At 40.0% G+C, this 14403-nt stretch carries 11 protein-coding genes; 8 read left to right on the plus strand and 3 right to left on the minus strand.

Annotated elements, in window-relative coordinates:
• Positions 1 to 201 precede the first annotated feature (201 nt).
• The 6 genes from G500_RS0113395 to G500_RS0113425 all read left to right on the plus strand — a co-directional run bounded on the left by G500_RS0113395 (position 202) and on the right by G500_RS0113425 (position 7433).
• Entirely contained in the window at positions 202 to 1653 is a 1452-nt protein-coding gene (locus tag G500_RS0113395; RefSeq protein WP_027002922.1) for a hypothetical protein, read from the plus strand.
• Entirely contained in the window at positions 1653 to 2174 is a 522-nt protein-coding gene (locus G500_RS0113400; RefSeq protein WP_027002923.1) for a DinB family protein, read from the plus strand. Before G500_RS0113395 ends, G500_RS0113400 begins: the two co-directional genes overlap by 1 nt.
• A 518-nt stretch (positions 2175 to 2692) precedes the next feature.
• Positions 2693 to 3871 (plus strand): signal peptidase I, encoded by a 1179-nt coding sequence (gene lepB / locus G500_RS0113405; protein ID WP_027002924.1) that lies wholly within the window; start codon positions 2693 to 2695, stop codon positions 3869 to 3871.
• Between the two features lie 275 nt (positions 3872 to 4146).
• Complete coding sequence (locus G500_RS0113410; RefSeq protein ID WP_027002925.1) at positions 4147 to 4995, plus strand: DivIVA domain-containing protein; 849 nt, start codon at positions 4147 to 4149, stop codon at positions 4993 to 4995.
• A 159-nt stretch (positions 4996 to 5154) separates the two neighbouring features.
• Positions 5155 to 6621: a sensor histidine kinase gene (locus G500_RS23500; RefSeq protein ID WP_086047908.1), complete on the plus strand. Its 1467-nt coding sequence runs from the start codon at positions 5155 to 5157 to the stop codon at positions 6619 to 6621.
• Between the two features lie 293 nt (positions 6622 to 6914).
• Complete coding sequence (locus G500_RS0113425) at positions 6915 to 7433, plus strand: hypothetical protein (RefSeq protein ID WP_027002926.1); 519 nt, start codon at positions 6915 to 6917, stop codon at positions 7431 to 7433.
• 6 nt (positions 7434 to 7439) lie between these two features.
• On the opposite strand, the gene G500_RS0113430 is transcribed toward G500_RS0113425, so the two are convergent.
• Positions 7440 to 8936 carry a tetratricopeptide repeat protein gene (locus G500_RS0113430; RefSeq protein ID WP_027002927.1) on the minus strand — a complete coding sequence of 499 codons (1497 nt, stop codon included), beginning with the start codon at positions 8934 to 8936 and terminating at the stop codon, positions 7440 to 7442.
• A 147-nt stretch (positions 8937 to 9083) separates the two neighbouring features.
• On the opposite strand from G500_RS0113430, the gene G500_RS0113440 reads away from it, so the two are divergent.
• Both G500_RS0113440 and G500_RS0113445 read left to right on the plus strand, forming a co-directional pair.
• Positions 9084 to 12059, plus strand: coding sequence for a PD-(D/E)XK nuclease family protein (locus G500_RS0113440; protein ID WP_027002928.1), 2976 nt, complete (start codon positions 9084 to 9086; stop codon positions 12057 to 12059).
• A gap of 18 nt (positions 12060 to 12077) precedes the next feature.
• On the plus strand, positions 12078 to 12866 hold the full coding sequence (locus G500_RS0113445) for an RNA methyltransferase (protein WP_027002929.1): 789 nt from the start codon (positions 12078 to 12080) through the stop codon (positions 12864 to 12866).
• 171 nt (positions 12867 to 13037) lie between these two features.
• Here G500_RS0113445 and G500_RS0113455 read toward each other — a convergent pair whose 3' ends face one another.
• Positions 13038 to 13778 carry a vWA domain-containing protein gene (locus G500_RS0113455; RefSeq protein ID WP_027002931.1) on the minus strand — a complete coding sequence of 247 codons (741 nt, stop codon included), beginning with the start codon at positions 13776 to 13778 and terminating at the stop codon, positions 13038 to 13040.
• A 129-nt stretch (positions 13779 to 13907) separates the two neighbouring features.
• Positions 13908 to 14357 (minus strand): hypothetical protein, encoded by a 450-nt coding sequence (locus G500_RS0113460; RefSeq protein WP_154657159.1) that lies wholly within the window; start codon positions 14355 to 14357, stop codon positions 13908 to 13910.
• Positions 14358 to 14403 lie beyond the last annotated feature (46 nt).

A 14403-nucleotide genomic window follows, 5' to 3' on the forward strand; every position in this document is an offset into this window, starting at 1 on the left:
GAAGACGTTTCTACCATTTTTATTACGTCTGTAAAAAAAAAGCCTTTTTTTTGTTTTTTTCTCTCTTTTTTGCAATTTTTACAAAAAAATTACGTACCTTTCTGAAAAAATGTACCCTGCCGATAAAAGAGAAGGGGTATCCTGTGTCTGGGTACAGGTGCGCCATTTTCTAAACACAAAATCCTCTTAATTTTTCAAATTATGGCAAAACTCAAAAACATCATTAAGCAGCTTTCTGACCCTGACTATCAGGCTCTTTATCAAAATTTAGCGCAAAGCGGAGCTGATAAGTCTGCCTACCTACTCAAAGCACTGCGCGAGCAGGAACTGCCCGATGCCAAGATTATGGTGGAATTGGAAGTCAATAACAACGCCTATTACACCCTGCGCTCACGCCTCAATCAGAAGATAGAGGAATATTTGCTGCAACAGATGGAAAGCCCGCGCACCGACTTGCTCAAAAAGGTCGTCAATATCAATGAAGTAGTTTTTACCAAAAAAAGGGCGATTTCAGTCGCGACGCTCAAAAAATTAGAAAAAGAACTGCTTGACTATGATTTATCTAACGAACTAACCGTTATCTACAAGGTTCTCAAAAAACTACACATTCACTCACCCGAACACTTCCACTATTCACAACTTTACAATCGACATGTGGCTTATATGCTCGCCATCGACAAGGCAGAGGATATTTTAGCCGACTACTTCCGCAAATTTGGCGAATACAGCCTCACTGGGGACGACACCGACCGCTTAGGACTTAGCTTTTTGATGCAAGAGATACAAAACATCAGCAAACTCTACGATTCACATCGCTTGTATGTCTATCAGAGTTGTGTTACAGTCTTTCACCGACTTTTTGTAGAAAAGGACATCGAGGCACAAGAAAACGATGATGCCGAACCGATTGAAGACATTTTGAACGAGGTGCAGAAGCATTTTATACGATACGAAAAAGATTCGATTTACTACCACCTCAATATCGTCTTTGAGTTTTTAAAGCTCGAATACTACAATCATTACAAAGTCTATAAAAAAGCCGAAAAATATTACGAAGATGTCAATGATTCGCTCACTGCCCTGCTGACCAATTACGGCTGGTACACCTATCCTGCCCAATTTCTGCACACCAAGATAGAACGTGCCTTGCGCAATCATACCCTGACACAACTTTATGAAGAAAGTTTTGCACTTTTTGAAGACTACGAGGAGGATATAGACAACACGCCTACCCATGTAGAATACATCACCTATCGCGCCCTCTGCTGCTATTTTGCAGGCAAATATTCGGAAGCGGCGCGTTGGCTCAATGATTTGCTCAATGAGGTAAGTCTGAAAAAATATCCGCACGCCCTTTTAGAGCTTAAATCGCTTTTGGCACTGCAATACGCCCTTCTCAAAGACCAAGAGTTGTTCAATCAGCTTATCAATAGTATCCAACGCCAAATTCGACTATTGGGGAAAGAAAATTGCGGACACATCATTGCCTTTTTGAAGATGTTGAAAAATAGTGCTGCCGAAGCCAAAAAACTCAAATCGGGCAATACGACCACGCCGCCGCCTCATCGCATCGAGTACGAAACACGCCGTCGTTTCTCGCCTACTAAGTATATTGTTTTTGACGAAAAACTATTAGAACAAATTTTCGGCTAATGGAACAGATGATTTATCAGGAAATGCCCTCCTATGCCAAATTGTATTTGGAAAAAGTGGCGCATTACGAAAGTCCGATTAGTGCTTTGCAGCACAACACGCAGCGGCTGAATCGCTTTTTCAAGGAGTTCCCCTTAGAAAAACGCCTCTTTCGATACGCCCCTCAAAAATGGAGCGTACAAGACATTCTTCTGCATTTGATAGATTCGGAGCGCGTCTTTGTTTATCGCGCTCTGCGCTTTGCACGCAACGATAGCACGCTTTTATCGGGCTTCGACCAAGATTTGTATGTAGAAAGTGCGCAGGCAGATAGTTATGAATGGGAACAAATAGAGGCACTTTTCAAAACACAACGCTTGGCAAGTTTGGCGTTTTTCTCTTATCTAAAAGAGGCTGATTGGCTACGGAAAGGCGAATCAAACGAATATCCTTTCTCTGTGCGCGGTTTGGCTTATGCGATAGCAGGGCATACTGAACACCATTTAGACGTAATTGAAAGCCACTATTTAAACCAAATTTAGGCTGCATAAATGCTACCTTCCTTGACGGCATAGCCTTTGCCATAGCCTGCCTTCTCTGCGCAAGGGTAGGGCAGCCGCTTGTAAGGAATTGAAAAAAATAGATACTAATACAATAAAGTCAGTTAAAAACACCGTCGGAGCGCGTCTGTTTGCAGGCTTTCTGTATTTTTGCCTTTCCAAAGTTTTACTTTCAAGCGTTTTAGCTTCAAGAATTTTACCTTCAAGAGTTTTACTTGGAGCGCAATCAGAAGGCAGAAAATAGCCTATTTAGGCTTGAAAAGTGCAAACGTCGCGCCTCACGTCATAGTAATGTTAGGTTCTGTGAAAAGTCTTGTTTTGTCAAATTAGAAACGAAATAAAATTTGGGCTAAACCCTATTTTTGGGTCTGAAAATCCTTTTTTATTTCAATCTCACTGCGGACAAGACAGTGCCTTGTCCCTACATTTGCCGCTGCTTTTTAGAATTTAACATTACAGCCCTGCTCTTTTACTTGGCATCACACTTATTTTGTATCGATATGCTCAAATTCCCTTGGACAAAAAAAGCCACTACTCCCAAAGTTCCCAAAAGCCCAATGCGTGAGTGGTTTGATTCGCTACTCTTTGCTATCATAGTCGCGACCCTCGCCCGTTGGCTCATTGCCGAACCTTTCAAAATCCCGACTCCTTCGATGGAAGGCTCGCTTTTGGCAGGGGACTTTGTTTTGGTCAGCAAAATTAGCTACGGCGCACGCACGCCCAAAACGCCTTTGCAGTTTCCGCTTACCCATCGCGATTTTTGGGGGCTGCCTGTCCCCTCCTACCTCGATTGGATAGCTTTGCCACAGGCAAGAGTCCCAAGTTTGGGTAGCATAGAGCGAAATGATGCTATTATTTTCAACTATCCTGCACAATTAGAATATCCCAGCGACTTGCGCGACAACTACATCAAACGCTGTGTCGGACTCCCGGGCGACGAATTTGAAATCCGCGACAAGGTTATCTACATCAACGGAAAAGCACAAGAAAATCCGCCAAACACACAATTTCAATATCTTATTATCGCCAATCAAGTACTTACAGATGATACTTTTAGGCGAAATGGGATTCCCGTTGTCGCCAATGTAGATAACAGCCGTTCTATCATCGAACTCAATAGAAAGGCTGCCCTGCATTATTTTCCCAACCAAATTGATAGCCTTTATACCACAGACGAAAGCTACAACTACTACGTCGTTTATACCACCGAAGCCATCGTCGATAAATTTGCACAATACGACTTTGTAGCCAAAGTCGTCAAGACCTTCGATAGCCCACTCGATAATTCTATCTTCAACGAACCCAAATGGACTTTGAATAATTTTGGAAAAATCACCATTCCGAAAGAAGGCATGACCATCGAGCTAACGCCTCAAAACGTTAGGCATTACGGTTATACCATTCAATACTACGAAGGCTTAGAAAATGTAGAAATCAAGGACGAAACGCTCTACCTCAACGGCAATGCCCTAAAAGACTACGTTTTCAAGCAAGATTACTACTTTGCAATGGGCGACAACCGCCACAACTCGCTCGATTCGCGCTATTGGGGCTTCGTTCCTGCCGACCACATTGTAGGAAAAGGCTCTTGGGTTTGGTTTTCCATAGACCCCGACCTTGCCAAAGGCGGCATTTTTGCGCGTATTCGTTGGGATAGAGTAGGCAATAGCATAGAATAAATCAGCGTTTTTCGCTCCTTTTTGATAAGCACCTCCCACTTGGGCTTTTTACTTTTTTTGTAAAAAGCCCAATTTCGCTTGTAGTTTATCTTTTTTTTTCATACTTTTAGCCGTAATTAGGCTTTATGAATCATTTGTAAAATACCCTTCGGGTTTTGTAGTCTTTTGAAAATCAGCCAATAGGCTGCCAACTATGTCTGCGCTACCATTTTGTTCATAATCGCTACTACTTTGTGAAATTAAAGACAAGTTTCAACTTCTAAACCGTCTTCGCCTTGCAAACCGTAACTATCGCAAAAATCAAAGAGCATACCTTTAAAAAAGCTACCTTTGGTGGGTATAGAAAAGAGGAGGTAAGCGAATTTTTAGCCAACCTTGCCGAAGATTGGCAGCAACTTCATAGTAGAAATGAAATTTTAGAAGACCAAATTGCACAGGCGCGTGCCGAATTGCAAAAACTCAAAGAAATCGAGGCTGCCTTATTACAAAATTTGCAGCAGACACAAAGTGCTTCCAAACTAACCTTAGAGCAAGCCGAAAAACAGGCGCAGGTCAAACTCATGGAAGCGCAAGTGCGAGCAGATAGCCTCCTGCATCAGGCGAAGGAAAAAGCCGATGCCCTTCTTGCGCAAGCCGCCCAAAAAGCCGAAAAACTCATCACAGAGGCGAAAAACTTTTCTGAACAGACCCTTACCGAAACCAATAAGGAACTCAATCGCCTGCAATATGCGCACGAATTTACGGTACAGCAAAGGCAGAAGATGCTTGAAGATTTGACAGAATTTTTAGAAAATTCGCTTAAAAAAGTAAAGCGTTTTGCCGAAATAAACGTCGAAAATACAGTGCCGCATTTTCAGGGAAAAGTCTTTCAAATGGCGCAAAAGGAGCAATTAAACCTACAACCGACCTCACATTCTGCCTCACAACCTGCCGCCAAACCGCTTGTAGATTTTGCCCAATACAAAGAGCAGCAAAAGAATGAAACGGCGAAAGTAGATAGAAAAAATAACAGCGAAGAAGTGGCAAATCAGCCCCTATCCAAAGAAAAAGCCCCTGCCAAATCGCAGGCTTCCGAAGAAAAAGCCAAAGGTTTGCTTTGGGATTTTGACGATTTGAGTTTTTAAGAGCCGTCTTTTAAGGCACACTTAAAAATAGTAGAAAAATTTTCGTAAAAAACTTACTTAAAAAACAAGCTCATAGTTTTTTGTGCAAAAAGTTCACTTTTATATCCACTCCCAAACAACTATTTTCCTTTTCAGGCTTTTTATTAGAAAAAAATAGACATGGCTTCAAAAATGCTCTACCCGCGCCCGCGCATTTTGGCTTCGCTCTTGGTGCTATTGGGTAGTATGCTGGCGTTTTGCTTTTTCCTTTTAGAAGAAGACTATCTCTTCACAACGCTACTCTTGGGGGCTGCCCTCATTTACCAAATCGCCCTGCTGCTCAAAACGCTCATGAGCGCGGAAGGCGAACTAACCGAACTTTTAGAGGCTTTGCGCAACGACGATTTTTCTACCTTAGTCCTCCCCTTTTCCCTCGACGAAAAAGAAGCCCCAAGCGAAGAAAAAGCCTTGAAAGCTAAAAATTTAAAACAAAAAGCACAACATTTTTGGAAACAAACCCTACAAAATAGCCCGCCCAATGAACTAAGGCAGGCAGTCATGGAGGCATACCTGCACTTTCAAGAAATTAGACAAAACAAAGAACGCGACCACCAAAACCTGCTCACCATTATCCAACATATCGGCATGGGCATTTTAGCCTACAACGAAAAAGAGGAAATCGAGCTGCTCAACTTGGCTGCAAGGCGGCTTTTAGGCGTTAATAAAGCTGAAAAATTAGATGATTTACAAAACTTTGCCCCTGAATGGGTTTCTACTGTTCGCCAACTTAAAACGGGAAATCGTGCCTTAGTGAAAGGGAAAAAAATCAATGGCGAACCCATAGACGTATCAGTCTATGCAATAGAGATAAACAGACGTGGGGAAAGTTATAAATACCTTACTTTTCAAAATATTCATAATGAACTATTAGATAGAGAAATGGAAGCCTGGCAAAATTTGCTGCGCGTCCTGACACACGAAATCATGAACTCGGTTGCGCCTATTTCTTCCTTAGCCGCTACGATTGCAGATGAAAGCGAATATTTAAAACAAAAATACAATCAAAATCCTCTGGATTTTGATGACATGCAACTTGCTGCCCAAACAATTCAAAGGCGAAGCGAATCTTTGGTTAATTTTATGGCAGACTTTCGCAATCTTTCTAAGCTACCCGAACCTAAATTTGAGCAGGTGCGTTTAGCCGAAATTTTTACACATGTAGAAACACTTTTTAAAGCAGATTTGCAGGAAAGTGAGATTTTGTTTCAAGTAGAAATGCCTGCGCCTTCGTTTTTCATCACTGCCGACCCCATGCTGATAGAACAGGTTTTGATAAATTTGGTAAAAAATGCCGCCCAAGCTCTTGAAAGTCAAGACGATAACGAACACAAAAAAATATGTCTAAAATCCTTTCGCAACGAACAAGGACAAGCCATTATTTCGGTCAAAGACAATGCAATGGGAATTGATGCAGATGCTATTAGTAAAATTTTTATCCCTTTCTTTTCTACCAAAAAAGGCGGTTCGGGTATCGGATTGAGCCTTTCCCAGCAAATTATGCGGCAGCACAAAGGCTCTATTTCTGTTATTTCAGAAACCGACCCTCAAAAAGCACGTGGAACAGAATTTAAACTTACCTTTCTTTAAAAATTTAAAATTGTATGATGGTGCGGTAGCAAGGCAGTATCAAGGAGGCTCAAAAGCAGGTGCGGCTTTGGGCGACAAAAGGGCTGTATCTTTGAAAGGAAACTTCTGAAATATAGACATATTTTTAATCAATCGAATGTAAGACTTTGCTAAAAAGGAGAAAAACGGTTGATTTGGGCAGTGTGCCGCCTTTCTTAGCAACAAAGTACGCAGCTCACAACGTAAGGAATGTAAGGACTCTGGCTTTATTCCGATTTTTGCCTTAGTTTTGCACCTTCATCATCTTCTTCAATATGAAAACTCAAAAAAAGTTACTTCCCTTCGCACTCTCTTTTTTCTTTGCGTTAGCGTTTTTTTTGTCAGATTTAGATAAAAACTTACAGGCGCAAATTACAACCGAGTACGCCCTCAAAATTGACAATTACGACACCCGTCCGCGCTATTTGCGGGCAGGCGATTGGCTTATTTTCAAACAAAAAAACAACGACCATCAGTATAAAGCGCGTATTTTAAGCATTGGCGCAGATTATGTAGTTCTGGAAGGCTTAGAAGTGCGCCTTCCTTTGCAGGATTTGGAAAAAATCTACCTTCGTAGGAAAGCACCCCTCTTGCTTGAAGGCGGATTTTATACGCTGGGAGTAGGATTTTTTACCTCTTTCTTACGTGGCGTTTTTCGAAATAATAAGGCAGAAATGCAAGAATTTGCTATCATTAGTGGCAGTTTTATTACCTTAGCACAACTCATGCGCCCTTTCCGCTACAAAAAATACAATTTTGAGAAAAAGGCGCGGATTCAGAGTCTTGCTTTTTAAAGTTTGCTACTTACTTTTTTCTTTTATTTTTTTTAATTCTATTTTAGCTTGTTGGTCTAAACTATTTTTGTATTCATGCGTGGAAAAAGATAGGACTTTCTCGAAATAAAAGGTAGCCTTTTCCCAATCCTGCGCTGCCGCATAAAACTTTCCCAATCGCAAGGCGGCGTTTGGCGCAAAGTAGTGAGGTAAGTTATTATTTTTTTCTACTACGATTTCATAGTAAAATTTTGCTTCTTTTTTTCTCTCTAAATTTTCCAAAATCCTACCCTTTCTATAATGAAACTCTATCCAATCTTTTTGCGAAAAATCTGAAATTAGTTTCGTTTTTTGATATGATTCCAAAATTTCAAGGGCTTTCAGGTCTTCGCCCCCATCTGAAAGCAACCGCGCCTCTATCAGCACCGAAGCAGGGATTTTTTTTTGAGCGGCAAATTGCGCCGCATGCTTATCTACTTCACTATTTGTGTTGCCTACTGTTTTTATTTTTTCTAAAAAAGAAAAAGCATCAGGCGATTTAGAGAGCCATTTGGCAAGAAATATTTTGTAATGTGCATCTTTTATAAGTGTATTTCCTTTATAGAAAAGTATAAACTTTTGGTAATGAAAAATTGCTTTGGCATATTTTCGTGTGTGCAGGGCTAATTCGGCAGCGATATAATCGAGATAGGGTTCTTTCAGGCTAATTTGCTTATTTTCAAGCTCTTGTGCAAGCCAAATCTGGGCAGATTGGTGTTCTCTTGCTTTCATGGCGAGCAAGAGATAAGCCACTTTAAAGAGTTGATTTTGCTTATGCTCCCCTGTCATTTTTCTTAGTTGTAGTGCCGCTTTTTCAAAATTTTGATACAAATAACCTTCTATTAAAAAATAAAATAGTTGTGATTCTTTCTGAAAAATATGATTTGAAAAGGCAGCCTCTTTTAGCGCATTTCGCGCCGCAGGAGCATAATCAGTTTCGGAAATGCCTAATAAAGGCAACCAAGTTTGGTATGCCGCAGGCACGCTTGCCAAAAGGTGTGCCAAGAGTCCGAGTGTCTTTTTTTGAGGCAAAAAATCGGGATATGCCTTTACATTGCGTTTGAGTAGGCGGTGGGCGGCGCGAATACGCCAGATAGCCTCCCATTTCTGGTTGAATTTGAGATAAACCATCGCCCATTGTAATTTAATTTCTGCTTGTATAAATAAAATATAAGGCGAATTTTCTTTGCTTTTTTGAGCGTACAGTTCAATATTTTCGAGTCTTAGTGCTTCTCTTTCTTTCCATTTTTCTAATAAATTTGGATTTTCTGTTAATAAAAGTCTAATTATTTCTGTATAATTTTCAATCAAAGAAGGAATAGGCAGAGCGGCTATTGTATCAGAGGGCAGGGTTTGGAGTGCGAGGGCTGCTTCATAATTTTTTATATCTTTCGCATTAAAATCAAAATAAATAGGCGAACTTTCTAATTTGAGAACAAGCCCAAAGATGGAAATAAACAGAAAACAAGAAAAAGTTTTTGACATATCTTTTCATTTTAAAAATGGCTTGGCAGCCTTTCTACTTGCACTTTTATTCCTATCTTTGCAAAAATGCGTACTTTTTTTCAATTGGCTGCTAAAAAATTTGTAATTTTCAACTTCGAAACGAACATTTATCTTACTAAATAGGCTATGAAACCATTTTTGCGTCTTGTTGCGGAAGAATTGTACCAAACAAAAGGCGAAGACCTCGAAAAACTTTACATTGTTTTGCCCTCGCGCCGCGCTTCACTTTATTTGAAGGCGCATTTGGCAGATGTGATAACCCACAATATTTTCGCGCCACATATTTTGGCGATAGAAGATTTTGTGTCCCTGCTTACCGAAACTGAAACGCTGGATAATACTACTTTGCTTTTTAAATTGTTTCAAAGTTTTAAAAAATTTGATAGACTAACTGGGGAAGGAGAAATACACAGCATGGAGCGTTTTTCGCCTTTGGGCATGACGCTTTTAATGGACTTCAACGCCATAGACCGCGATTTAGTGGAGGCAAAAGATTTATTTGATTATTTAGATAAAGTAAAATCTATTGAAAGATGGGCGGAAGAGTTTGGAACAGAAATAGAAATTGACGAGCGAAGCCGTCTTGGAGATTACTACAAGTTTTGGCAAATTGTGTCGCAAACCTATTTCGACTTTCGCAAGACCTTAGAACGCGAAAAGAAAGCCTATACAGGCTTGATTTTCAGGGAAGTAGCCGAAAATGTGTCCGATTTGGTGGAAGGGCGTGGCATCGAGCAAGTTGTTTTTGCAGGCTTCAATAATCTTTTTAAAAGCGAAGAGAAAATTATTCGGAATTTAGAAAAAAGCGGCAAAGCCCTTTGTTTTTGGGATATTGACGAATTTTATTTGAAAAATCCTGTGCATGAGGCAGGCAAATATTTTCGTCGTTATCAAGAACAAAAAATAATTAAAAAAGAGCCTCAATTTATCAGCAATAGCCTATCTTCTACCCCCAAAACGATACGGGTATTGAGTGTTGCAAATCAGGTTACGCAGGCAAAATTGGCGGGCTTTTTATTAGAAAAAACACTAAACGAAATTATTGCACAAAATAAATTTTCGCAGTTTGCACAAAGTAGAAATCATACGGCTATTTTGCTGCCCGACGAGAGCCTACTTTTGCCCATGCTCTACTCGCTGCCTGAAAGTAGCGCAGGCGTAGATGTGCCAAAGTTGGTTAATATTACCATGGGGGTTTCTTTGAAAAATACACCTTTTTATACGCTTATTGCTAATATATTTCAAATGCAGGAAAATATGTTGGTAGATGAGCAGGGCAGAGCCTTAGCGGTTTACCACAAAGATTTGATTCGCCTATTGCAGCACCCTTATTTGCGCAGCCAAGAAGAAGATGAAAATCCGCCTTTAATTCGTTTGAAAGAAGAAAATTTAGTTTATTTTCCAATAGAAGAATTAAAACAATACAAAAAGAATGGCTGGTTTTATGGTAGGATATTTGACTATTGGAAAGACGACACCAATCAAGGTTTGTTTTACTTTTTTAATTTAATAGAAGAATTAGCACACCGTTTGCCCGAACTGCCCGAAGAAAGTTTGGAAAGTGAATATATTTTTGAGTTTTATAAGCTACTCAAACACATAGAAACGCTGCTTCAACTTTATGGCAATCTCACGCCCCGACAAGCCGAAAACGAGAGCGAAACAGAAGAAAAAACAAAGGTTTTGGGTGGAAAAAAAGATAATTTACTCTCCTTTAAAGCCTTTAAAAATTTCATTTTAGAACTATTGAAAGAACGCCGTATTCCCTTTACAGGTGAGCCGATTGCGCCGATTCAAATCATGGGCATGTTGGAAAGTCGTGCCTTAGATTTTGAAAATGTAATCGTCCTTTCTTGCAATGAGGGCGTGCTGCCGCGTGGAAAGGTACTCAATTCCCTGATTCCATTCGAGGTACGGCGCACTTCGGGGCTGCCCACTTATTCGGAAGACGATTCGGTGTATGCTTACCATTTTTATAGAATTTTACAAAGAGCCAAAAATATTACATTGATTTATTCTACCGATACCGAGGGAAGCAGAAATGGCGAAAGGAGTCGTTTTATTGCCCAAATTGCAAACGAATTGGCACATCTGCCTCATATTCAATACAGTGAGGAAACCATTAACCTTTCACTACCTACTCAAAATGTATCGAAATGGCAAGTAGAAAAAGATGAAGTCATACAAAAAAGAGTAGAAACTTACTTGACAGAAAGCGGCATTACGCCCACTTATTTGAGCCAGTATTTGGAAGACCCGATGCAGTTTTTTGAAAATAAAGTAGTGGGGTTGGAAAGGAGCAAGGAAGTAGAGGAGGATATGTTACAAAATACTTTTGGAACGGTTTTGCACCAAACATTAGAGCTTATTTTTAAACCTTTTATTGGAAAGACTATGGATAAAAGTCAAGTCTATCAAATAAAAGAAAATAAAGATGCACTTCACGATTTAGTAGAACTAACGATTAAAGAAGTTGCAGGCGGTTTATTGCAAGATACAGGCAAAAATTTCCTTCTCAAAGAAATTACCCATTCGCTTGTTCCGCGCTTTTTGGAAAAGCAGGCTGCCGAAACGCCCTTTGTGGTAGTTGGGCTTGAAGCTAATTTTCGCACCCAGATTCCCTTCGTTTTTAAGGGGAAAAATAAAACGCTCATTTTGAAAGGCACTGCCGACCGCATTGATTTGGACAAAGATGGCGTTTTGCGTGTCATAGACTACAAAACAGGACGGCTTGACTCTAAGGAACTCAAAGCCGCTACGATTGCGGATTTGGCACAGGGGAAAGCCCCCAAAGCCCTTCAACTTGTGTTGTATAAGTATCTCTTAATCAGGGCATTAGAAGCAAAACAGGTCTTGCACCTGCCTACCCATTTCGAACTAAAAGAGGATACCCAAATACTCTCTGGCTTTTGGTTTTTTAGGCGTTTGGGTGATGGCTTTACCTCTTATCAAATAAAAGAAGAAGCTAAAACAATTTCAGGTTTTAAAAAAGAAGTGGAAGATTTAGTAATTTCTATTTCTACCGAAATGCTCGATGCAACACTGCCCTTTTCTATCAAAATAGAAACCAAAGAGGAAGCAGAAAACGAAGAAGAATCATAAAACAACCCATAAACCGTTATGCTCTCTAAAAATCAAATCAAAAAAATTCGAGGCTTACAACTCAAAAAAAATAGACAAGCCGAAGGACTCTTTTTAGTAGAAGGAGCTAAAATTTTGGAGGAACTTCTTGCGACGGCAAACACAGAAGACTGGGTAGGCACGTATCAAATAGACAAACTTTGGATTACAGAGCAATTTGCTTCTAAAAACAAAAGGCAATTAGACGCGCTTTCTACGCTTGCTTGGGAGCTGGCAGACGAACAAAGTTTGATACAAGCAGGCACTTTACAGAGCAATAATGCAGGCATTGCCACCATTCGCTTTTTGAAGCCTTCGCTCTCTAAAAGCACTCAACTAATTGAAAAAGAAGGACTTACGCTTGTCTTAGACGATTTGAAAGACCCCGGTAATTTGGGTACTATCATTCGTCTTGCGGATTGGTATGGCATCAAACAGTTATTTTGTTCGCCCGAAACAGTGGATTGTTTTAATCCGAAAGTAGTCGCCGCCTCTATGGGTTCGCTTTTTAGAGTACAAATACAATACTGTGATTTATCTAATTTTTTGGCACAATATAAAAATAAAATTCCTATCTATGCTGCCGTTTTAAAGGGTCAGAATGTGCATCATACGCCTATGGCGGCGCAGGGCTTGCTGCTAATAGGCAGCGAATCGCATGGCGTAAATCCCGACTTGCTACCTTTGGTAGATGTGCCGCTCACCATACCGCGTTTTGGAAAGGCGGAATCTTTGAACGCTGCCATTGCCACAGCCATTTTGATAGATAATTGGCGAAAAGGCGTATAAAATTTAGATGCAATTTTTTACAAAAAATTTACGATTTTTTAGCTTGTTTAAAACTATTTTTTGATAAAATACGAATTTTAAAAGCAAATTTTCCGTCGTTTTATCTCAAAAAAGTGCTTTCTAAAAACTTAAACGAAATAGGACAAGGCTCTGCCTTGTCCCTTGTCAAATCTATTTTTTGATGCTTTCTCCAATTTGCACCAAAATTTGATTTAATTCTTCGGTGCTATTCGCCTGAAAGAAAGAACCACCTGTTAGCTCGGATATTTTAATTAAAAATTTATCTTGATAGGTATTTTCTACCGAAATTTCGTTGTTGTTCGCATCAAGCATCTGAACTGTTTGGTTCGTGCCAATGCCCACACAAAAGACTTTCAACTCTTTCTGACGCGCCAAACGGACGGCGTTGGTCAGGATGTCTGGTTCTTCGTTATCGCCACCGTCGCTTAGTAAAATCAAATTTTCGTTGGTAGCACCGATGGCATCATACTCTTTAATTGCCAAATCGAGGGCTTCGCCCAATGCCGTACCTGTGCCTTGCAGGGTATTAACGGTTACAGATTTTACTTTTTCATTAAAACTTTGAATAGAAAAAGTATCCGAAGCAGTTAGCGGAATAAGGGTTTTTGCCTCCTCGCCTACGATAATGACCCCAATTCGAAACTGTGGATAAGTTTCGTTGAAGGTCATCAGGGCGTTTTTAGCCGCCTCCAATCGAGTAGGCTCAAAATCTTGCCCTTTCATAAAAGCCGACACATCAAGGGCAACGACAATGTCTGTGCGAATATCAGTTTCGTCAAACTCTTGTGCCAAGACTGCATCAGGCAAAAAGACCATAAAGGCAAGCAAAAGTGTAAAAACAGTTGCTATTTTTTTACAAAATGAGAACAAAAAATAATGATGAGATTGCATATTTGAAAAGAGGATTAGGATATGATTAGAGTAAAAAAGTTTTTTTATCATTTTAAAGATTAACAGAAATCTTCGTGTTTAGTAGCCTTCAAAAATAATGCTAACTATCCAAAAAGCCAAAGAAAGGGCTTACTGTTCATTATTTTTCAAGAAATCGGCTAAGGCTTCCAACTTTTTACGGAGTTGCTCTACATCGTGTTCCTTTTTTTGGGTTGTAATTTTTTTGGAAATGACAACTTGGTTTCCATTTGCTTCCTGTTTGATGATGCTGATAAGAGTGGTAGGCGATTGGGGTGCGTCTGTTTTTTCTTTTTCGTCTGCCTGCTTTTCTTCCTGCGAAGCATTGTACGGCTGACTTTTCTGCGCCTGCTCTTTCTCCTCTTGTTTTTCTTGGGTTTGTTTTTTTATAGGCTCTGCCTGCCCTTTTTCTTTTTGTGTAAAAGGCTCATAATCAAGCCTTTGTGCCTGCTGATATACATAGTGCGCCACTTTTTGCCAAAGGGCAGCGGAAAGCTCTACGCCCACAAATTCGTCTGCTTCGTTGGTAAGAATATGAATATGTGTGTCTTTTGTTTTCATTTTCGTATCAAAAAATTTAAAAAAAACTTTGTCAAAGTAAATAGCA

Source organism: Hugenholtzia roseola DSM 9546, assembly GCF_000422585.1.
Lineage (GTDB): Bacteria > Bacteroidota > Bacteroidia > Cytophagales > Bernardetiaceae > Hugenholtzia > Hugenholtzia roseola.